Consider the following 19616-nt stretch of genomic DNA (forward strand, 5'->3'; position numbering starts at 1 on the left):
GCTCCGCATCCGGAAGACCGGACGGAGGAAATGGAGGCTTACATGCGCAGGGCAACTCTGTTCGCCGGCTTGGTTGCCGGTTTCAGCACATTTGCATTCAACGCCGCGCAGGCGGTTGAAATCGAATATTGGCAATATGTCTTCGACACACGCGTAAAAGCCATGGACGAGCTGATCGCGGAATTTCAAAAGGCCAACCCTGACATCACCGTCAAGCAGGTGACCTTTCCTTACGCCGACTACCAGACCCGCGTGATTGCCGCCAACATGTCCGGCAAGGGGCCTGACGTGATGCAGCTGTTTTACGGCTGGCTGGACAAGTTCGCAGCCGGCGGCATCTTGCAGCCGCTGCCGGCAGACGCTTTCCCGCATGACAAGATCGAAAGCGAATTCTTCCCCATCATCAGCGCCATGAAGCGCGGCGACGACTACTACGGCCTGCCGACAGCGGTTCGTTCGCTCGCCCTGTTCTACAACAAGAAGCTCTTCACCGAGGCCGGCCTCGATCCAGCCAATCCGCCGAAGACGCTCGATGAGTTCGTCGCAGCCGCGGAAAAAATCGCCAAGCACGACGCCGCCGGAAACCTCACCGTCGCCGGGTCCACGCTCGATATGGGCGGCCAGGATCACCAGTGGTGGCGTGAAGTTCTGATCCGTCAATATGGCGGCGAGCCCTACACCGACAATGATCGGAAGGTCACCTATAACAGCGAGCCGGGCGTTCAGGCCCTGAAATTCTATACCAGCCTGCAGCTTGAAAAGAAGATAGGCCAAGTGGGTTTCATGGATGAGGGCCAGGCGGCCTTCCGCGCCGGCAAGGCCGGCATGACCATCGACGGCACCTTCCGGCTGGGTTCGTTCCGCACCATCAAGGATTTCGACTGGGGCGTGACCGAACTTCCCACCAATGACAAGAATATCCGCTCCAACTATGCCAGCTACTTCGCCAATGGCATCAGCGCCAAGACCACGGGTGAAGAGCTTGAGGCCTCCAAGAAGTTCCTCGCCTATATCTCCTCCCCGGAAGCCATGGCGATCTGGCTGAAGACGGTGGGCGAGTTGCCGGCACGGCGCTCGGCGGCGCTGACCGAAGAAAACCTGAAGGACCCGATCTACGCGCCGTTCCTGAAGGGCCTGGAATATGCCCATACGACACTGTTCATGGATGAGGCGGCCCAGCGGCAGAACGCCATCGACATGACCAACCGTGTCCTGCTCGAGGGCCAGTCGGTCGAAGATTCCATCAAGCAGGCCGCCGAGGCCGAGCAGGAAATCATCGACGCGGCGAAACCCTGAAAACCGCAGGTCCCACCATGACAGCGATAGATCAACAGGGGGCGGCATCCGGCCGCCCCGGCGGCCCCTTCGGGGATCGCCTTTCCATGCGCACGAAACGGCTTTTGTGGATCTGGAGCTTTCTGGCGATCCCGATCCTCTTCTACAGCGTCATCCGTTTTTACCCGACGCTACAGGCCTTCTATCTGTCCTTCACCAACTGGGACCTTCTGCGGCCAGCGAAGTTCATCGGCATCGCCAATTATGTGAAGCTGTTCAAGGACCCGCAATTCTGGAAGGTATTCAAGAATACCTTCACCTATCTCATCGTCGGCACGCCGATCAGTCTCGTGCTGGCTTTTGTCATCGCCTTTTATCTTGACCGGGTCCGCATCCTGCACGGTTTCATCCGCGCGCTTTATTTCCTGCCCTATCTGACGACCGCAGCGGCCATGGCCTGGGTCTGGCGCTGGTTCTACCAGCCGCCGCCGATCGGCATCATCAATGATGTGCTTGGCATGATCGGCATTCCGCAGCAGCCCTTCATCCGCTCCACCGATCAGGCGCTTTATTCGGTCATGGTGACAGCCATCTGGGCGGGGCTCGGTTTCCAGATCATCATCTTCATGGCGGGCCTGCGCGCCATTCCGACGACATTCTACGAAGCCGCCCGCATCGACGGGCTCGGCGAATGGGCGATCCTTCGAAAGATCACGCTGCCGCTCCTGAAACCAACCACCGTTTTCCTCGTGGTGTTTTCCTCCATCGGCTTCCTGCGCATTTTCGACCAGGTCTACAACATGACCACCAATGATCCGGGCGGACCGCTCGGCTCAACCAAGCCGCTGGTGCTGATGATCTACCAGACCGCGTTCAATTCCTATGCGATGGGCTATGCCGCAGCACAGACGGTCGTCCTGTTCACCATTCTTCTTGTCGTATCGCTGGTCCAGCTCTGGGTCCTGAGGGAAAAGAAATGAGCGAAGCGCCGCCACTCTCCCACGCCCGCATCCGCCCCGGCCGCATCGTCACCTGGACGCTGCTGTTCATCGGCGGCCTGATCATGGTCTCACCACTGCTCTTCATGTTCTCGACCTCGTTCAAGACGGCGGACCAGGTCTATGATCTCAGGCTCATCCCGGCCGCGCCGACGCTTGCGAACTATATCACGGTCATGGCCGACGGCCGTTTCCTGCGCTGGTTCTTCAACTCCATGCTGGTCGCGGTCATCGTCACCGTTTCCAACTGCTTCTTCGACAGTCTGGTCGGCTACACGCTGGCGAAATTCGAGTTCCGCGGCCGTTATTTCATCTTCCTCGCCATCCTGTCCACGCTGATGATACCGACCGAAATGCTGGTTATTCCGTGGTATCTGATGTCCAGCCAGCTGGGCTGGCTCGACAGCTACTGGGGGATCATGTTCCCGGGAATGATGACGGCGTTCGGCACCTTCCTCATGAAGCAGTTTTTCGAGACGGTTCCGAACGACTTCATCGAGGCCGCACGCGTCGACGGTCTGAACGAATTCCAGATCTGGTGGAAAGTGGCCCTGCCGCTGGTAACGCCTGCTCTTTCGGCGCTGGCAATCTTCACCTTCCTCGGCAACTGGACCGCCTTCTTCTGGCCGCTGATCGTCACGACAAGCAAGGAGCTTTACACCCTGCCAGTCGGTCTTTCGAGCTTTGCCGTGGAACAGCAGATCCAGTGGGAAATGATCATGACGGGCGCAGCAATTGCGACCATCCCCACCCTCATCGTCTTCATCGTCCTGCAACGCTACATCGTTCGCGGTGTGATGCTGGCGGGCCTGAAAGGATAACATCATGGCCGATATCAACCCGCGCCTGTCCGACACCAGCAGGTTTCCCGACCCTGTCTACAAGGAAACCGTGCTGCGCCCGCTTTTCGATGGCGCCAAGAACCACCATGTCGACGGCTTCCGCCGCATCGACCGCGCGCATCTCGTCATGCTGCGCGAAACCGGAATTCTGGATGCCGAAACGGCGGCGAAAATCGCCGGCGCGCTCGAAGACATCGACAGGACCATCGAGCCGTCGGAGCTGGTCTATACCGGCGAGGTCGAGGATTTCTTCTTCCTGATCGAAAAGGAACTGAAAGCCCGTATCGGCGTCGATGTCGCCGGTCGCCTGCACACGGCCCGCTCGCGCAACGATATCGATCACACCCTGTTCAAGATCGGCCTCAAGGAAAAGATCGACACGCTCACCGCCAAGGCGCGTGTTCTGCTGAAAGCGCTGATCGATGCCGCCGAGCGCAATCAATCCACCCTGATTGTGGCCTATACGCATGGGCAGCCGGCCCAGCCCACCACTTTCGGCCATTATCTCTCCGCCGCCATCGAAGTCCTCATTCGGGATATCGACCGTTTCGCGGAAGCTCGCCGAATCGTCGATCTCTCACCCATGGGCGCCGCCGCCATCACCACCTCCGGCTTTCCCATTAATCGCGCCCGCGTCGCCGAGCTTCTCGGTTTTGCCGCGCCGCTGCGCAATTCCTATTCCTGCATCGCCGCCGTCGACTATACGACGGCGACCTATGGCGCGATCGAGTTGATGTTCCTGCATCTCGGCAGGCTCATTCAGGACTTCCAGTTCTGGACGAGCTTCGAAGTCGGCCAGATCTACGTGCCGAATTCGCTGGTGCAGATTTCCTCGATCATGCCGCAGAAACGCAACCCGGTGCCGATCGAACATCTGCGCCACCTCGCCAGCCAGACGTTCGGGCGGGCGCGAACCATGCTCGACGTGATGCACAACACGCCCTTCACCGATATGAACGACAGCGAAGGTGAAACGCAGGGCATGGGTTACGAGGCCTTCGCTTCGGCCGGCCGGGTTCTCGATCTCCTCGCCAGCCTTGTCGGCCAGATCAGCATCGACCCTGAAAGGGTTGACCAGAATATTCGCCGTTCCTGCATCACCATCACGGAACTGGCGGATTCACTCGTCCGCATCGAGGACCTGTCATTCCGCCAGGCCCATGAGATCGCCGCGACTGTCGCCAAGAGCGTTGTGGCGCTGAAGGGCGATCTGCCGAATGACGGCTACCAGCCGTTCCTCAACGCGTTCGAGGAACTGGCGGGGCGCAAACCCGGCATCAGCGAAGAAAAGTTCAGGCAGATCGTCTCGCCGGAGCACTTTGTCGCGGTACGCGGCCGCTTTGGCGGCCCTGCCCCCGAACCGATGCGGGAGGCGATTGCCGCCTATCGCGGCAAGCTTGCTGCATCAGAGGCGGAAGCAAAACGATCCGCCGATCACGAGGCGGCAAAGGCCGCCGAACTGGCAGAGAAATTCACCGCCCTGACGGGAGCGCGATAATGGCGACAATCGAACTCACTCAACTCGTGAAGCGCTACGGCAAGGTGGAGGCGGTCAAGGGCATCGACCTTGCCATCGAAGATGGCGAATTCGTCGTTTTCGTCGGCCCCTCCGGCTGCGGAAAATCGACGACGCTGCGTATGATCGCAGGGCTCGAAGAAATCTCCGACGGCACGCTGAAGATCGGCGGGAACGTCGTCAACGAGAAAGAACCGAAACAGCGCAACATCGCGATGGTCTTCCAGAACTATGCGATCTACCCGCATATGACGGTTCGCCAGAATATTGGCTTCGGGCTTTATACCGCAAAGCTCGACAAGGCGGAAAAGAACCGGCGTATCGAAGAGGCCGGGCGGGTGCTGGGGCTTGAGGCGTTGCTCGACCGTCGGCCAGCGGCTTTGTCTGGCGGCCAGCGGCAGCGCGTCGCCATCGGCCGCGCCATGGTGCGCGATCCCGCAGCCTTTCTTTTCGACGAGCCGCTCTCCAATCTCGACGCCCAGCTGAGATCGCAGATGCGTATTGAAATCAAGCGCTTGCACCAACGTCTTAAGACGACAACCGTCTATGTTACCCACGATCAGGTGGAAGCCATGACCATGGCGGACCGGATCGTCGTCATGAAGGACGGCCATATCCTGCAGGTTGGCACGCCGACCGAACTCTACGAAACACCCGTCGATGTGTTTACCGCCCGCTTCATCGGCAGCCCCTCGATGAATCTCCTGCGAGGGACCAAAACAACCAACAGCGTTACGCCCTCCGCCACGGGCGAGCTTTTACTCGGTGTGCGGCCGCATGATCTGCTGGTTGGAGAAACCGACGCCACACAGGGAACGTTTACGCTTGAAGGAACGGTAACGGCGGTTGAGCCTCTTGGCCCGGAAACACTGGTTCATCTGGACACCGACACTACCTCGGTGATCGCAACCTCTAGAGGCAAATCCATTCCGGCAGTCGGCACCCGGCTGCAATGCCGGGCGGAAACAGGCGCGCTCTATCTTTTCGATGCGAAGACGGAAAAGCTTCTGGGCCGCGCATGATGACAACAGAAAAATCAGCCGTCATCAGCATTGGCCGCATCTATTGCGACCTCATTTTCACCGGGCTTGACGAATTGCCGGTGCTCGGTCGGGAACTGTTTGCACGCGACATGGAAATCGCCGCCGGCGGTGGGGCTTTCATCGCCGCCGCGCATCTCGCCCATATCGGCCGTCCCGCTGCGCTGCTGGCAAGGCTCGGCACCGACACCTTCTCGCGCGATATCGGTGAGAAAATGCAGGAGAGCGGTGTCGACCTGCAATTTCTGGAGCATTCGGCGGATGCGGGGCCGCAGGTCACGGTGGCGACGGTGGTTGGCCACGACCGTGCATTTTTGACGCGCCGCGCCGGCGCTGCCCGGCCTTCGACACTGGATGCCGCCCTTGCGTGGGACAAGGCACGTCATCTGCACATCGCCGAATTCGCTACTTTGCACGAAATCCCCGATCTCGTCGCGCGCGCCAAGGCGAGCGGATTGTCCGTCTCGCTCGACCCGAGCTGGGACGCCTCGCTGATCTACGACAAGGGTCTGCTCAGGGCCTGTGCCGGTGTCGACGTTTTTTTGCCCAATCTTGAAGAGGCCGAAGCAATCACCGGGCATTCGGAACCGGAAACGGCTATCCGGAGATTGGCGGAGGCTTTCCCGATCGTCGCCCTCAAAGGCGGCGCGGAGGGTGCATGGGTATCATCTGCAGCCGGGATTCAGCATAAAGCCGCCCAAAAGGTCCCGGTGGTCGATACGACCGGCGCAGGCGACGCCTTTAATGCCGGTTTTCTTGATACATGGCTTCAGGGTCAGAACGAACAGCAATGCCTCGAAGCCGGCATCGCAGCGGGCAGTCTTGCCGTGCAGGCGGCAGGCGGTGCACCGAAGGTGACCGCCGCTGCGTGAGACGCCCTGCCCACATCACTCCCCGCGCGGAAAACGCTGGTTCTCTTCCAGCACGTTAAGGTCCATGTGGTTGCGCATGTAGCGTTCGGAGGCCTTTTGCAGCGGCTGGTAATCCCACGGGTAATAAGCGCCGTTGCGCAACGCCTTGTAGACCACCCAGCGCCGCGCCTGACTTTCCCGCACGGCAGCATCGAAAACAGGCAATTGCCAGCGCCGGTTGATTTCGCTGGCAAGCGATGAAAGCACGGCACTGAAAGCGGGATCGCCGGCAAGGTTGGTGCGCTCCTCGGGATCAGCCTCGATATCATAGAGGAGCGGCGGATCGGCTTCGCAGACCGAGAGCTTGTAGCGGCCTTCCCTGATGGCGACGAGCGGCGCGATCGAGCCTTCGGCGGCATATTCCATCGGCACCGGGCCGCGCTCTCCAGTTCCCGCAGCCAGCGCCGACAGGTCTTCGCCATCGGTCCAGCGTTTGAGCGAGGTGATGTCGAGGCCCGCAAGCCCGCAGAGCGTCGGCGTGACATCGAGCGTCGAGACGGGCGTGTCGATCAGGGCCGGCTGCCAGCCGGGTGCGGCGATCATCAGCGGCACGCGGGCGGAGCCCTCAAAGAAACACATCTTGAACCAAAGTCCACGCTCGCCCAGCATGTCGCCATGGTCGGACAGGAAGAGGATGATGGTGTCCTCCTCCATCCGCGTCGCTTTCAGCACGTCGAGAATCTCGCCGATCTTCTCGTCGATATAGGAGATATTGGCGAAATAACCGCGCCTTGCACGGCGTATCTGCTCTGGCGAAATATCGAAAGCCTCATGATCGCAGGCTTCCAGCAACCGTTTCGAATGCGGATCCTGCTCCTCGAAGGCAATCGCCGATGTCTGCGGATCAAGCGCCGGGCAATCCTCGTAGAGATCCCAGAATTTGCGTCGCGCCACATAGGGGTCGTGCGGATGGGTGAAGCTGACGGTCAGGCACCAGGGGCGGTCATCGAGCCGGCGCGACAGATCGTAGAGCTTGCGGGTGGCGTGATAGGCCACCTCGTCATCATATTCCATCTGATTGGTGATTTCAGCGATACCCGCACCGGTGACCGAGCCGAGATTGTGATACCACCAGTCGATCCGTTCGCCGGGCTTGGTATAATCAGGCGTCCAACCGAAATCCGCCGGATAGATATCCGTCGTCAGACGCTCTTCGAAGCCATGTAATTGGTCCGGTCCGACGAAATGCATCTTGCCTGAAAGGCCGGTGTAATAACCCGCCGCCCGCAAATGGTGCGCATAGGTCGGAATGTCGGAAGCGAATTCGGCAGCGTTATCATAGACCCGCGTCCGGCTGGGCAACTGCCCGGACATGAAAGAAGCGCGGGCCGGCGCGCAGAGCGGGCTTGCCGTGTAAGTGTTGGCGAAGCGGACAGACCGCTCCGCCAGTGCTTTCAGATGTGGTGCGTGGATAAAATCGGCCGGACCATCGGGAAAAAACGTCCCGTTGAACTGGTCGGCCATCAGGATCAGGATATTGGGACGCGGCATTTCGACTTTCCGGCTTAGAGACCAAGCTTGCCTTTGACGGCGTCCGCACCCGGCTTGCCATCCAGCGTGGTGACGCCTTGCAGCCAGCCATCCAGCACCTTCGGATTGGCCTTCAGCCAGGCCGTCGCCGCCGCTTTGGAATCCTCACCGCCGAGAATGGAGCCCATCAGGCTGTTTTCCATGCCGATATCAAACTTCAGGTTCTTGAACAGCGTCGCCGCATTCGGGCATTGCTGCGCCCAGCCGGTGCGGGCCAGCGTATAGACTTCGGCGCCGCCGAAATTCGGGCCGAAATAGGCGTCACCTCCGGAGAGATAGGCGATATCGATCTTCTCATTCATCGGATGCGGCGCCCAGGCGAGGAAGACCACGGCCTTCTTGTCCCTGCCCGCCCGTTCCACCTGCGCCAGCATGGCCTGTTCGCCGGATTCAACGAGCTGCCAGCCTTTCAGGCCGAAATCATTAGCGTCGATGATCTTCTGGATATTCTGGTTGGCCGGCGCGCCCGGCTCGATGCCGTAAATCTTGCTTTCGAACTCATCGGCATGTTTGGCGAGATCGGCAAAATCCTTCACGCCCTTTTCCGTCATATAGGAAGGCACCGCCAGCGTGAACTTGGCGCCCTCCAGGTTCTTCGTCATCACCTCGGCCGCTTTCGCCGCGTTCAGATCGTCGACGAAGGACTTCTGGGCCGGCATCCAGTTGCCGAGAAAGACATCGATTTCGCCATTTTTCATGGCCTGGTAGCCGATCGGCACCGAAAGCGTCTTGATGTCGGCTTCATAACCCAGCGCATCGAGCACGACGGAAGCGATACCGTTGGTAGCAGTAATGTCGGTCCAGCCGGGATCGCTGAGGCGAATGGTCTTGCAGGCGGCGTCATCGGCCGCCTGTAGCGGGGTGGAGAATGCCGCCACGGACAGAATGAGACCGGCGGCGATGCGGTGCAGATGAGAAACGGTTTTCATTGCGGCTCCCATTTTATTAGTCCAGTTTATTGAACACCACATTGTTTTTGCCTGTGAAGCGGGTATTTTTCGATGACTGATATAAGGAAATTTAATGTCTGACCGGCCGCTTGACCTTGGATGGATGCGCATTTTCACCGATGTCGCGCGCCGCGGCAGCCTCACGGCTGCGGCGGCATCGCTGCGACTGACCCAGCCGGCCGTCAGCTATCAGATGCGCAAACTCGAGGATGAGCTGGGCGTGGTTCTTATCCGGCGCAAGCATCGCGGCATCGAACTCACCGCCGAAGGACAAAAGCTGTTCGACATCGTCTCGCGTAATGTCGACGCCATCGATCTTGTCGCGCAGCAGCTTCGCCGGACGGAGGACCGGCAGACTATCCGCCTGCACACGGACTATGCCTTTTCGTCCCTGTGGCTCATCCCGCGCATGCATGGCTTTCGAGCGCTCAACCCCGACATAAACATCCAGATCGTGGCAACGCAGGACCCTCTTGGTCAGGGCAAACATGATAGCGACGTGATGATCATTTTCGGAACGCGGCAGGAAGCCGGCGAAGGGGCGGTGTTGCTGCTCTCGGAAAAGGTCACGCCGGTCTGCTCACCTGCCCTGCTGACCGAAACACCGGCACCCGCGACCGTCGCGGATTTTTCACGGCGAAAGCTCATCCACCTCGAAAACACCTCACAGGCGCACTGGTTCGACTGGGCTGCCTACTTCAAGCATTTCGGCGTGCATCGCGGTGCCGAGCATGATGGCGGCGATATCAGCTTCAACAATTACACCATGGTGGTGCAGGCAACCATCGGCGAACAGGGTTTCGCGCTCGGCTGGGCCGGGCTCATCGATCCGCTGCTCGAGGCGGGCGTGCTGGTGACCGCAGGCCCAAGCCTCGACGCACCGGGCCGCGGATACTGGCTGATGCGGCCGAAAAACAGCGATAGCGCGGTGAGAAAACTCACCGGCTGGCTGATTGACGAGCGGCGGTGACGCCGCCCGCCACCCTGTACGTTTCCTGTTCAGATCGGATAATGCAGCGGCCCGTCCTGCAGCGTGACCCAGCGTAGCTCAGTGAATTCCGCAATGCCCGCCGTACCGCCGAAGCGGCCGTAACCGGAAGCCTTGACCCCGCCGAAGGGCATCTGCGCTTCATCGTGAACGGTCGGGCCGTTGATGTGGCAGATGCCGCTTTCAATGCGGGCGGCAATGGCAAGCGCCCGTGCCTGATCCCTGCCGAAAATTGCGGCGGAAAGACCGAACTCGGTTTCGTTGGCGATGCTCACCGCCTCATCGATGCTGCCGGCGCGGATGATGGAGACGACGGGACCGAAGCTTTCCTCCGCATAAAGTCGCATGGCGGGCGTGACGCCATCGACGGCGATCGCATCCACCATCGTGCCATTACCGCCGCCGCCCGCGGCCAGCCGCGCGCCCTTGGAGACGGCATCATCCACCAGCGCCCGAATGCGCGATGTCGCTTCGGCGCTGACCAGCGAGCCGAGCGGTGTTTTGCCCTCACGCGGATCGCCGGCCGTGAGGCTCGACGCTTTTTTGGCGAAGGCCTCCACAAATGCATCGGCAACGCTGTCGAGTACGATGATGCGCTCCGTCGACATGCAGATCTGGCCCTGGTTCATATAAGCGCCAAAAGCGGCAGCCGCGACAGCCGCATCGATATCGGCGTCATCAAGCACGATGAACGGCGCCTTGCCGCCAAGCTCCAGCAAAGCGGGTTTCAGATAACGGCCGGCGGTTTCGGCAATCACCCGGCCAACGCGGGTCGAGCCGGTGAAATTCACGCGTCTGACGGCGGGGTGTGCGATCAGCGTATCGACGATCTTTGCCGCATCTTCCGGTGCATTGGAGACGGCGTTGAGCACGCCCTTCGGCAGACCCGCCGAAGCGACGGCTTCAATGATCAGCGCATGGGTGCGCGGGCACAGTTCCGAGGTCTTCATGACAACCGTATTGCCGCAGGCGAGCGGCGTGGCGATGGAGCGCACGCCGAGAATGACCGGCGCATTCCACGGCGCGATGGACAGCACGACACCGGCGGGCTGGCGCAGTGCCATCGCCATGGTTCCGGGACGGTTGGAAGGAATGACCTCGCCCTTGATCTGGGTCGTCAGGCTTGCCGCCTCCACCAGCATATCGCTTGCCAGTTTGACGTTGAACCCGGCCCAGGCATCGGTTGCGCCGATTTCTTCCTTCATCGCCTGGGTAATGTCAGGCCCGGCGGCGAGAAGCGCCTGTGCGGCAGCCAGAAGCAGGCGGCGGCGTTCACCGGGAGACGTTGCCGACCAGACCGGGAAAGCGGCCGCCGCGGCATCGGCTGCCCGGGTGGCGTCCTCCACCGTTGCCGCCGCAGCACTCGTCGCCACGTCGCCGGTGATGGGGTTGCTGCGTTCGAAACGCTTGCCGCTTGTGGCCGGGCAATGGTCGCCGCCGATGAAAAGATTGACTGTCTGCATGGTCTTCCTCCTGAATTCAGACAATGGCGGCGGTGGTGCCGCCAAGAAACGCCCGTTGCACGGCGGGATCGGCGGACAGGGCCTCAGCCGTGCCTGCCCCGACAATCCGCCCTGCTTCCAGCAAATATCCGCGATCGGCAAGTGCGAGGCTTTCGCGCACATTCTGCTCCACGAGCAGAATTGAAAGGCCGCTCTTCTTGATCTCCGCCAAAGCGGCAAAAAGCTCCTGCGTGACGATGGGCGCAAGGCCAAGGCTCGGCTCGTCCAGCAATAGATAATCCGGCGCTGACATTAGCGCACGCCCGATGGCGACCATCTGCTGTTCGCCGCCGGACATGGTGCCGGCAAGCTGCTGCCGCCGCTCGGCAAGGCGCGGAAACAGCGAGAAAATATGCTCTCGTGTCGCTTTTTCCGCTGAACGGGCATGGCGGGGATTGGCCCCGAGACGGAGATTGTCCTCCACCGTCAGCGCCGCGAAAATTCCGCGTCCCTCCGGCACCAGCGCCACGCCCCGCTCCACAATCTGATGGGCGGGGACAGCGGCAAGCGACGCGCCATTGACGCGCACTTCGCCGGAGACCGGAGCCACCATGCCGCCGACCGCCTTCAGCAAAGACGACTTGCCCGCACCATTGGCGCCAAGCAGCACCACCGTTTCGCCCTTGGCAACATTGAGCGATGTGCCGTCAACCGCGAGATGTTTGCCGTAGCGGATTGTCAGTGCGTCTATTTCAAGCATGCGCCGCTCCCAGATAGGCGGAAATGACCTGCGGATCGTCAAGCACCGTTGCCGTCGGCCCATCGGCGATCTTGCGACCGGCCGCCATGACCACGGAGCGCGGGCAGAGTGCGCGCACAGCAGCCATGATATGTTCCACCAGCAGGATCGTCGTACCCTCGGATGCCAACCGCCGGATCAGCGCTATCCCTTCCTGCAGTTCGGTGGGATTGAGACCTGCAAGCCATTCATCCAGCAACAGAAGATTCGGTTCGCCCGCCAGCGCACGCGCCAGTTCAAGGCGTTTCTGATCGATATAGGTGAGGTCGCCGGCCGGCATGGTTTCCCGCCCGGCAAGGCCTATTCTTTCGAGGCAGGCGCGCGCGACCTTCTCCGCCTCGATACGGGACAGGCGTTGTGGCCCGAACATGGCCGATACGGCAACGTTTTCAAGCAGGGAAAGCGACGGCAAAAGCCGCACGAGCTGGAAGGTGCGCGCCACGCCGGCGCGCGCAATCACATCCGGCCGCCGGCCTGCAATCTCCTGCCGTTTGAGCCGGATAGACCCTTCAGTGGGCTTCAGCGCCCCGGAGACGAGGTTCATCAGCGTCGTCTTGCCGGAACCGTTTGGCCCTAGCAGCCCGACGACCTCGCCGGCCTCGATGGTGAGGCCAAGGCCATCCACCGCCTTCAGCCCGCCAAAGGTCTTGCGGATATCAGTGATTTCGAGAACGGCGCTCATGCGGCTTTCTCCTTTTTGCGCAGCTTCTCCAGCGCCGCCAGCACCCCATCCGGCAGAACAAAAACGATGAGGATGAAGAGAGCGCCGAGAATGATGGAAAAATGATTGGGGAAGTTCGCGCCCAGCCACTCGAACAGCAGGAACAGCGGCACCGCACCGAGAATGGGTCCCCAGCGGCGTGTGGCTCCGCCGAGCAACGCCATGATGACGGTGAGGAACGATACCTGCGGATTAAAGACGATGGCCGGCTCGATATAGACCCAGCGCGGGGCCTGAATGGCGCCGACCAGCGTGATGATCGTGGCGGACAGCACGAAGAGCGTCAGCTTGGTGCGGGCCAAGTTGATACCCGCATGGGCGGCCACGACCTCGTCGTCACCGATTGCCTTCAGCGCCAGTCCGAGCTTGCTGCGGTCGATGAGGATCGCCAGCAAAAGTGTGACGACAGCCAGCGCCAGCAATTGCCAGAGTACGTGTTGCGGCTCCAGCGGCAAGAAGATGTAACGCCCGAGCGTGCCGGTCACATTCACCTCATACCAGGTGATGAGCTGGCGGATGAGCTCGGCAAGACCAAAGGAAAAGATCACGAAATAAATGCCGGCGACGCGCAGTGTGGAAAGCCCGACGACAAGCGCCAGCGCCGCGCCGACAAGGGCCGCACACAGGAGCACCAGCGGCCATGGCAGAACCTCGCTCAGCACCGCGACCGTATAGGCCCCGACACCGAAAAAGGCGACGGTGGCGAGCGAAATATAGCGCGTCGGGCCGGAGAACATCGCCCAGGCGGAGGCAAGCGTCGCATAACCGAGAAGGCCGATAATGACGCCGACGCCATAGGCATCGAAAAAGAAGGGGGAAAGCGCCAGCAGTGCAGCTGCGGCAAGGCCGATGAGAAGCGGGATCATTTGCTCCTCCTTGCGAAGATGCCTTCCGGACGCCAGAGCAGCACCACGAGAAAGAGCAGATAGGTGGCGGCAAGCGTGAGGCCGGGATCGACATAAACGAGCACGAAGGTTTCCACGAGACCGAGCAGCAGGCCGGCCACCAGCGCGCCAAGCAGATTGCCGACACCGCCCATGATAACGACGACAAGCGCCTTCATGGTGAAGACCACGCCATAGGAGGCGGAAAAGGTCTGGTACATCGAAATCATCACCCCGCCGGCCACGGCGAGTGCTCCGCCAAGCGCAAAGCCGATCGAGGCCACACGGTTCACATCAATGCCGACCAGCGGCGCGGATTTGGGCGCAAGCGCCACCGCTCGCAGGTTGAGGCCCCAGCGGCTGTGGGTGAGCGCCAGATAAAGCCCGCCGCCAATCGCAACCGACAGGCCAAAGGACAGGAGCCGGTTCAGCGCCACGGTCGTGCCAAAGATATCGACGCCTTCGGCAAGATAGGAATAGGAATGGTAGTTGCCGCCGAACGCCACGAGCATGATGCCCTGGATAACGAAGAGCAGCCCGAAGGTCGCCAGAATGGAATCGACTTCCAGGCGGCCGGAGCCGCCCGAACGGCGCACCAGCGGCCGCATCATGACCCGGTAGATCACGAAAGACAGGGCGTAACCGAGCGGCACGATGATGAACAGCGACCAGAGCGGCGACAGGCCATAGCTGGAAAACAACACGAAGGTGATGAAGGCAGCCGCAATCAGCACCTCGCCATAAGCAAGGTTCATGATGCGGGCAATGCCATATTGCAGCGAAAGTCCAAGCGCGATCAGCGCATAGGTCCCTCCCAGCATCAAGCCGAAGATGAGGGTGGATAAGAACAAGGGAATGTCTCCAGTATGGAAGATGGCCGAAGCCTTCCGGCCGGGGTTCGCGGCCCCGGTCGGCAAAGGCTCACCATTGCGGCTTCGGAACGACCGGCTTGGCCGCACCCGGGCGGTCTGCGGGCGCAATCGCCACAAAACGCTCACCCTGCCATTGCCCGGCCCACCAGAGCTGGCGAAGCTGGTTGTCTTCAAGCTTGACCGGGCCGATGACGGTGTCGAAGCTTCCCGTCGAAAGTTCATTTGCCACCGCCACCTTGTCGAGGCCGACGCGCTGGATGGACTGGGCCAGCATTTCGAGGCTTGCATAGGTGATGGCGCTTGCCCAGCTGTCCGGCTTGGTGCCGATGAAGGCTTCGTGGCGTTTGAAATAATCCTCGATCTTGTCGCTGCTGCCATCGACGCCGCCGATGCTGATCACGCCCTCCTGCTTGCCATCGGAGACCTTCGGGAAGATCGGGAAAGCACCGCCGACGCCGACATAAAGGACCTTCGGGTTGAACTTCGCCGTCTGCGCCTGTTTCGTCACCGCAAAACTATCGGGCGGATAGGAAAAGGCGATGAAGCTGTCCGCACCGCTCGCCGCCGCCTCGTTCACAAGTGCTGCGAAATCGGAGGTGCCGACCGGATAGGTCTTGTCATAGGCAAGTGTGAAACCCGCTTCCTTCAGCGCCGGCCGCGCGGCCTTGATGAGATCGATGCCGAAACCGTCAGCCACGGAAATCACCGCGACCTTGTCGTTGATCTGGCCGGCATCGCGCGCAGCTTTCAAGACATCGGCGAGCGCATTGGCATAGTCATGACCACCGCCCAGCATCCAGAAGCTCTTTTTCCAGCGCGCCGCGAAATCGGGCGCCTTGTCGGTAACGCCGGTCACGGCCAGCTGTGGATAACCAAAACGGTCGTAAAGCGGTGCGACGGCCAGATTGAAGCCCGTGCCCCAGGGCGGCAGGATGAAATCGACCTTGTCCTGGCTCGCCAGACGCTCGGTGAACCGCACCGCATCCTCGGCCGAGGAGCGGTCGTCATACTCGACCACTTCCACCGGCAGGCGCTTGCCATCCGGCAGGGTCAGGCCACCGGCATCGTTGACCTCTTTCACCCATAATTTGTAGTTCGGAATGGTGGTGATGCCAGCACCCGTGGCATTGGCGCCGCTTTTTGAAACGGCATAACCGATCTTCACCGAGGTACGATCCTGCGCAATGGCGTGACCGAAAGATACCGCCGACAAGGCAGCACCGGAGAGCAGGCAGAACAGCGTTCTGCGCTTCAGATTATTCATGATGTTCCTCCCAAAGCGCCTTATCGGGGTTGCCGTTCTCCTCAAGGCTTTCCCCTGCGCTGATCAAAGTTTAGCAATGACAGCCGCATATAAAATGCACTAATGTAGTGCATTATTGTACTTTTGGAGGCCGGAATGCCGCTGCATAGCCAGATTGCCGGCAATCGCGTGGAGATCACGGCGCGCACCCTCGCCTCGACGCTGCGCATCTCCGAGTTCCGGCTGGAATCGGACAGCGCCCATCTGCTTCTCCTGTCCGCCGGGGAAGCGGAAATTCTCCAAGGTGAAAAGACGCTGCCCGTTGTGGCACCGGGGCTCGTCTGGTTGCCCATGGGCCCCACTGGCCGCCTGCGGCTGACTGCCGGAAGCCGTGGATCTCTGCTGAGGACGAGCGAAATCGGGCTTGCCCATGCGATGCCCACCGGCACGAGTGCGAGCGCCGTGCGCAATATATTGCAGCGTGTTCTGACGCAGGTGCCGGCGGAAAGGGACCGGCAGGAACTTGCGGGTTATCTCGAGACCATCGCCAGCGAAAATGTCCGCGCGACAACCGGTTCGGACACGATCATCGCCAGCCTGCTCTCCGTCACCCTCATTCGCATCTGCCAGCACGCCATCGCCGATATTGCCGCGGCCGTCTCCACGCCCGGCAGCCTCACCGAGCGTTTCGTGCTACTGGTCAGCCAGCACAAACGCGATCAATGGGGCGTGGAAGACTATGCAAGGCAACTCGGCGTCAACCGCGAACGCCTTGGATTTGCGGTGCGCAAGGCGACGGGGCTTTCGCCGCAGGCCTATATTCACCGGGAACTGCTGTCCGAAGCGCGGGACCTTCTTCTGAACTCATCGCTGCAAGTGGCTGAAATTGCATTCCGATTGGGATTTCAGGACCCCGGTTATTTCAATCGCTTCTTCACCCGCAACGAGGGCACGTCTCCCGGCCGGTTCAGGAGAACGGCAACGCGAATGCAGAACGTGCCGCCGCCGTCTTATGCGGCCTGGCCATGACCTGACAGGCGGGGCTGAGAATTAGGCCGCTTCCAGTTCCTTGATATTGGCAAGGTCCGCTTCCAGCCTCACAGCCGCCGCCTTAATGTCGAAGGCGTTCTGCAAGTTCAGCCAATATTCCGGTGTGGTCTTGAAAAACTTTGCAAGGCGCAAGGCGGTGTCGGCGGTGATACCAAGTTTCTCTCCCGCAATCCGTTCTATGCGGGTGCGCGGAATATTGAGGTGCCTTGCAAGGGCGTAAGCCGACATCCCCAGCGGCTCAAGATAGAGTTCCCGCAGGATTTCGCCCGGATGGATCGGAGGCGATTTACTGATTGTCATGCTCGCTGGCCCTCCTTGGCCGATTTTTCATGAGCCTCTCCACGAGAATTCCAGACTAGTGATAGTCGGTTATTTCCACGCTTTCCGGCCCTGCTTCCGTCCAGACGAAGCAGATGCGCCACTGCTTGTTGATCCGGATCGAATATTGGCCCTCACGATCGCCGGACAGCTTTTCCAAACGATTGCCGGGCGGTGAGCGAAGGTCTTCTACCGTGGTCGCCGCATCCAGGATCGTGAGCAGCTGCTGGGCGCGGCGTACGAGATCGGCGGGAAAGCCCTTCTTCACAGATCCGTCGTCAATCGATGCGGTCAGCTTGTTTTTGAAAGAACGGATCATTGCTGGCCTCGTGATGTTGGTATCATAAACAGATACGCACAGAAGTCAACAGAACCGTATCTTAAAGAGATACACCTATTGCCACCCCGCCACCGTCCGATGCCGCCCGATCGGCAGCATCATCGGCTTGCCAGAGGTCGGATCTTCGATGACCCGGCTTTCGATGCCGAAGACGTGGCGGACATTCTCCTCTGTCAATACGTCCTCCGGCGTGCCGAAGACATGCAGCTTCCCGTCCCTCATGGCGACGAGATGATCGGCATAACGGGCTGCGAGATTGAGATCGTGCAGCACCATGACGATGGTGGTCTCGCGGGCGTGGTTGAGGTCGGTCAGAAGATCCAGCACCTCGACCTGGTGGCTGATATCGAGGAAGGTGGTCGGCTCATCCAGCAGCAATATGTCTGTCTGCTGGGCGAGCGCCATGGCGATCCAGACGCGTTGCCGCTGGCCGCCGGAAAGCTCGTCCACCGGCCGCTCGGCCAGTTCCACCGTATCGGTGGCGACAAGGGCTGCGGCGACGGCCTCGTCGTCCTGCCGCGACCAGCGGGCGAACAGGCCGTGATGCGGGTGCCGGCCACGGCTGACGAGATCGGCAACCACGATGCCCTCCGGCGCTATCGGCGATTGCGGCAAAAGGCCCATGCGCCGTGCGAGATCGCGTGAGGGAAGACGATGGATCGATTTCCCATCGAGCAGAACCTGACCGGCGCACGGCGCAATGAGCCGCGACATGCTGCGCAGCAGGGTGGACTTGCCGCAGGCATTGGCGCCGACGATGACGGTGATCTTCCCGCGCGGGACAGTGAGGTCCAGCCCGTCGATAATGAGGTTTTCGCCATATCCGGCCGAGAGGCGGCTTACGGAAAGGGAGTGGCCAGTCATAACGAGCCTCCGCTGCGGTTGACCCGCACGATAAGGTAAATCAGATAGGGTGCGCCGAGCGCCCCCGTGACGACGCCGACCGGATAACGGCCCGGCAACAGAAACTGGCCGCAATAATCGCCCACCAGCACCAGCGCCGCCCCGACCAGAGCCGCAGGAATGAGCAGCGAGCCGTTGCTGCCGACGATGCGCGCCGCAATCGGCCCGGACAGGAAAGCGACAAAGGCGATCGGCCCGGAGACCGCCGTTGCAAAGGCGATCATGCCCACGGCGGCGATGATGACGATAATGCGGGTTCGTCCCACCCGCACGCCGAGCGCTGCTGCAGCATCATCACCCAGTCTCAGAGCTTCCAGATCACGCGCACGGCTGAGGAGCAGGCCGCCGAACAGGATGAGCGCGATGGAAAGCGGCAGCAACTGGGCGACCTTCGCGCCGTTGACGCTGCCTGTCAGCCAGCGCATCGCCTCCTGCAGCGTCCAGGCCGGCGCGACGGAGAGAATATAGGCAATGAAGCTTTCAAGCATCGCCGACACGCCGATGCCGACGAGGATCAGCCGCGTGCCGGCCACGCCGTTTCGGAAGGACAGGAGATAGACCAGAAGCGCAACGCCGAGACCGGCGGTGACGGCGAAGACCGAGACCAGCGGCCCGCTCATCTGCAAAACGACGATGGCGAAAACGGCCGCGGCACTCGCGCCGGAGCTGATGCCGATGATGTCGGGGCTGGCGAGCGGATTGCGCAGCATGATCTGAAAGGCGACGCCGCCGAGCCCGAAGCTCAGGCCTGCGAGAACCGAAAGCAGCGCGCGCGGCAGGCGCAACTGCCCGACGGTGAAGGTGACGCCGGCAATATCCTCCCCCAGCAGAACGCGGATGACATCACGGGGCGGCGTGAAGGATTGCCCGAGCATCAGCGTGATTGCGAAAGCGGCGATCAGGATCACCGACAGGACAGCGATGACAAGGCGACGCCGGCGCTGGCGGGCGTGACGGTTGAAGACAAGAGTTTCGATGACGGGAGCGCGCATGG

The 19616-nt window shown here is 61.0% G+C and carries 20 protein-coding genes; 8 read left to right on the forward strand and 12 right to left on the reverse strand.

Annotated features, from left to right (window positions below; all coding sequences use genetic code 11):
- Positions 1-30 precede the first annotated feature (30 nt).
- Genes CFB10_RS19770 through CFB10_RS19795 form a run of 6 tightly spaced genes read left to right on the forward strand, consistent with a single transcriptional unit; the run spans position 31 to position 6543 of the window.
- Positions 31-1296, forward strand: coding sequence for an extracellular solute-binding protein (locus CFB10_RS19770; RefSeq protein WP_020009822.1), 1266 nt, complete (start codon positions 31-33; stop codon positions 1294-1296).
- A gap of 17 nt (positions 1297-1313) precedes the next feature.
- The gene (locus tag CFB10_RS19775) at positions 1314-2255 is read left to right on the forward strand and encodes a carbohydrate ABC transporter permease (protein WP_026363531.1); all 942 of its coding nucleotides are present in this window, start codon (positions 1314-1316) and stop codon (positions 2253-2255) included.
- Positions 2252-3094 carry a carbohydrate ABC transporter permease gene (locus CFB10_RS19780; RefSeq protein WP_003505628.1) on the forward strand — a complete coding sequence of 281 codons (843 nt, stop codon included), beginning with the start codon at positions 2252-2254 and terminating at the stop codon, positions 3092-3094. The genes CFB10_RS19775 and CFB10_RS19780 overlap by 4 nt, the downstream gene beginning before the upstream one ends.
- 4 nt (positions 3095-3098) lie before the next feature.
- A complete protein-coding gene (gene argH, locus CFB10_RS19785; RefSeq protein WP_020009820.1) occupies positions 3099-4613 on the forward strand; it encodes an argininosuccinate lyase in 1515 nt (504 codons plus the stop codon).
- A complete protein-coding gene (locus tag CFB10_RS19790; RefSeq protein ID WP_020009819.1) occupies positions 4613-5653 on the forward strand; it encodes an ABC transporter ATP-binding protein in 1041 nt (346 codons plus the stop codon). Before argH ends, CFB10_RS19790 begins: the two co-directional genes overlap by 1 nt.
- Positions 5650-6543: a carbohydrate kinase family protein gene (locus CFB10_RS19795; protein ID WP_020009818.1), complete on the forward strand. Its 894-nt coding sequence runs from the start codon at positions 5650-5652 to the stop codon at positions 6541-6543. The genes CFB10_RS19790 and CFB10_RS19795 overlap by 4 nt, the downstream gene beginning before the upstream one ends.
- A 15-nt stretch (positions 6544-6558) precedes the next feature.
- Here the strand turns inward: CFB10_RS19795 and betC are convergent, their stop codons facing one another.
- Both betC and CFB10_RS19805 read right to left on the reverse strand, forming a co-directional pair.
- Entirely contained in the window at positions 6559-8073 is a 1515-nt protein-coding gene (gene betC, locus CFB10_RS19800; protein WP_020009817.1) for a choline-sulfatase, read from the reverse strand.
- Between the two features lie 14 nt (positions 8074-8087).
- The gene (locus tag CFB10_RS19805) at positions 8088-9041 is read right to left on the reverse strand and encodes a choline ABC transporter substrate-binding protein (protein WP_020009816.1); all 954 of its coding nucleotides are present in this window, start codon (positions 9039-9041) and stop codon (positions 8088-8090) included.
- Positions 9042-9135: 94 nt separating this feature from the next.
- Here CFB10_RS19805 and CFB10_RS19810 point away from each other — a divergent pair, with 94 nt between their 5' ends.
- The gene (locus CFB10_RS19810; RefSeq protein WP_026363530.1) at positions 9136-10032 is read left to right on the forward strand and encodes a LysR family transcriptional regulator; all 897 of its coding nucleotides are present in this window, start codon (positions 9136-9138) and stop codon (positions 10030-10032) included.
- 29 nt (positions 10033-10061) lie between these two features.
- Here the strand turns inward: CFB10_RS19810 and CFB10_RS19815 are convergent, their stop codons facing one another.
- The 6 genes from CFB10_RS19815 to CFB10_RS19840 all read right to left on the reverse strand — a co-directional run bounded on the left by CFB10_RS19815 (position 10062) and on the right by CFB10_RS19840 (position 16032).
- Complete coding sequence (locus tag CFB10_RS19815; RefSeq protein WP_020009814.1) at positions 10062-11513, reverse strand: aldehyde dehydrogenase; 1452 nt, start codon at positions 11511-11513, stop codon at positions 10062-10064.
- Positions 11514-11529: 16 nt separating this feature from the next.
- Positions 11530-12252, reverse strand: a complete 723-nt coding sequence (locus CFB10_RS19820) for an ABC transporter ATP-binding protein (RefSeq protein ID WP_020009813.1) — start codon at positions 12250-12252, stop codon at positions 11530-11532.
- On the reverse strand, positions 12245-12973 hold the full coding sequence (locus CFB10_RS19825; RefSeq protein ID WP_020009812.1) for an ABC transporter ATP-binding protein: 729 nt from the start codon (positions 12971-12973) through the stop codon (positions 12245-12247). The genes CFB10_RS19820 and CFB10_RS19825 overlap by 8 nt, the downstream gene beginning before the upstream one ends.
- Entirely contained in the window at positions 12970-13878 is a 909-nt protein-coding gene (locus CFB10_RS19830; protein WP_020009811.1) for a branched-chain amino acid ABC transporter permease, read from the reverse strand. The genes CFB10_RS19825 and CFB10_RS19830 overlap by 4 nt, the downstream gene beginning before the upstream one ends.
- The gene (locus tag CFB10_RS19835; RefSeq protein ID WP_026363529.1) at positions 13875-14747 is read right to left on the reverse strand and encodes a branched-chain amino acid ABC transporter permease; all 873 of its coding nucleotides are present in this window, start codon (positions 14745-14747) and stop codon (positions 13875-13877) included. The genes CFB10_RS19830 and CFB10_RS19835 overlap by 4 nt, the downstream gene beginning before the upstream one ends.
- Positions 14748-14817: 70 nt before the next feature.
- Positions 14818-16032 carry an amino acid ABC transporter substrate-binding protein gene (locus tag CFB10_RS19840; RefSeq protein WP_020009809.1) on the reverse strand — a complete coding sequence of 405 codons (1215 nt, stop codon included), beginning with the start codon at positions 16030-16032 and terminating at the stop codon, positions 14818-14820.
- Positions 16033-16167: 135 nt separating this feature from the next.
- Between CFB10_RS19840 and CFB10_RS19845 the strand changes: the two genes are divergently transcribed.
- Positions 16168-17040 carry a helix-turn-helix transcriptional regulator gene (locus tag CFB10_RS19845; protein WP_020009807.1) on the forward strand — a complete coding sequence of 291 codons (873 nt, stop codon included), beginning with the start codon at positions 16168-16170 and terminating at the stop codon, positions 17038-17040.
- 21 nt (positions 17041-17061) lie between these two features.
- On the opposite strand, the gene CFB10_RS19850 is transcribed toward CFB10_RS19845, so the two are convergent.
- The 4 genes from CFB10_RS19850 to CFB10_RS19865 all read right to left on the reverse strand — a co-directional run bounded on the left by CFB10_RS19850 (position 17062) and on the right by CFB10_RS19865 (position 19614).
- Positions 17062-17361, reverse strand: coding sequence for a HigA family addiction module antitoxin (locus tag CFB10_RS19850; RefSeq protein ID WP_020009806.1), 300 nt, complete (start codon positions 17359-17361; stop codon positions 17062-17064).
- 55 nt (positions 17362-17416) lie between these two features.
- Positions 17417-17698 carry a type II toxin-antitoxin system RelE/ParE family toxin gene (locus CFB10_RS19855; RefSeq protein ID WP_020009805.1) on the reverse strand — a complete coding sequence of 94 codons (282 nt, stop codon included), beginning with the start codon at positions 17696-17698 and terminating at the stop codon, positions 17417-17419.
- Positions 17699-17773: 75 nt separating this feature from the next.
- Entirely contained in the window at positions 17774-18583 is an 810-nt protein-coding gene (locus CFB10_RS19860; protein ID WP_020009804.1) for an ABC transporter ATP-binding protein, read from the reverse strand.
- Positions 18580-19614 (reverse strand): iron chelate uptake ABC transporter family permease subunit, encoded by a 1035-nt coding sequence (locus tag CFB10_RS19865; RefSeq protein WP_020009803.1) that lies wholly within the window; start codon positions 19612-19614, stop codon positions 18580-18582. The genes CFB10_RS19860 and CFB10_RS19865 overlap by 4 nt, the downstream gene beginning before the upstream one ends.
- Positions 19615-19616 lie beyond the last annotated feature (2 nt).

The sequence above is a fragment of the Agrobacterium sp. 719_389 genome (assembly GCF_900188475.1).
GTDB classification, from domain to species: Bacteria; Pseudomonadota; Alphaproteobacteria; order Rhizobiales; family Rhizobiaceae; genus Agrobacterium; species Agrobacterium radiobacter.

What these genes read in the sequence shown, in the direction of transcription:
- CFB10_RS19825 (WP_020009812.1), bottom strand. Translation starts at nt 12,973, where the DNA reads ATGAGCGCCGTTCTCGAAATCACTGATATCCGCAAGACCTTTGGCGGG.
- CFB10_RS19775 (WP_026363531.1), top strand. Translation starts at nt 1,314, where the DNA reads ATGACAGCGATAGATCAACAGGGGGCGGCATCCGGCCGCCCCGGCGGC.
- CFB10_RS19830 (WP_020009811.1), bottom strand. Translation starts at nt 13,878, where the DNA reads ATGATCCCGCTTCTCATCGGCCTTGCCGCAGCTGCACTGCTGGCGCTT.
- CFB10_RS19855 (WP_020009805.1), bottom strand. Translation starts at nt 17,698, where the DNA reads ATGATCCGTTCTTTCAAAAACAAGCTGACCGCATCGATTGACGACGGA.
- CFB10_RS19790 (WP_020009819.1), top strand. Translation starts at nt 4,613, where the DNA reads ATGGCGACAATCGAACTCACTCAACTCGTGAAGCGCTACGGCAAGGTG.
- CFB10_RS19770 (WP_020009822.1), top strand. Translation starts at nt 31, where the DNA reads ATGGAGGCTTACATGCGCAGGGCAACTCTGTTCGCCGGCTTGGTTGCC.
- CFB10_RS19795 (WP_020009818.1), top strand. Translation starts at nt 5,650, where the DNA reads ATGATGACAACAGAAAAATCAGCCGTCATCAGCATTGGCCGCATCTAT.
- CFB10_RS19810 (WP_026363530.1), top strand. Translation starts at nt 9,136, where the DNA reads ATGTCTGACCGGCCGCTTGACCTTGGATGGATGCGCATTTTCACCGAT.
- argH (WP_020009820.1), top strand. Translation starts at nt 3,099, where the DNA reads ATGGCCGATATCAACCCGCGCCTGTCCGACACCAGCAGGTTTCCCGAC.
- CFB10_RS19840 (WP_020009809.1), bottom strand. Translation starts at nt 16,032, where the DNA reads ATGAATAATCTGAAGCGCAGAACGCTGTTCTGCCTGCTCTCCGGTGCT.
- CFB10_RS19850 (WP_020009806.1), bottom strand. Translation starts at nt 17,361, where the DNA reads ATGACAATCAGTAAATCGCCTCCGATCCATCCGGGCGAAATCCTGCGG.
- CFB10_RS19865 (WP_020009803.1), bottom strand. Translation starts at nt 19,614, where the DNA reads ATGCGCGCTCCCGTCATCGAAACTCTTGTCTTCAACCGTCACGCCCGC.
- CFB10_RS19805 (WP_020009816.1), bottom strand. Translation starts at nt 9,041, where the DNA reads ATGAAAACCGTTTCTCATCTGCACCGCATCGCCGCCGGTCTCATTCTG.
- betC (WP_020009817.1), bottom strand. Translation starts at nt 8,073, where the DNA reads ATGCCGCGTCCCAATATCCTGATCCTGATGGCCGACCAGTTCAACGGG.
- CFB10_RS19780 (WP_003505628.1), top strand. Translation starts at nt 2,252, where the DNA reads ATGAGCGAAGCGCCGCCACTCTCCCACGCCCGCATCCGCCCCGGCCGC.
- CFB10_RS19820 (WP_020009813.1), bottom strand. Translation starts at nt 12,252, where the DNA reads ATGCTTGAAATAGACGCACTGACAATCCGCTACGGCAAACATCTCGCG.
- CFB10_RS19845 (WP_020009807.1), top strand. Translation starts at nt 16,168, where the DNA reads ATGCCGCTGCATAGCCAGATTGCCGGCAATCGCGTGGAGATCACGGCG.
- CFB10_RS19860 (WP_020009804.1), bottom strand. Translation starts at nt 18,583, where the DNA reads ATGACTGGCCACTCCCTTTCCGTAAGCCGCCTCTCGGCCGGATATGGC.
- CFB10_RS19815 (WP_020009814.1), bottom strand. Translation starts at nt 11,513, where the DNA reads ATGCAGACAGTCAATCTTTTCATCGGCGGCGACCATTGCCCGGCCACA.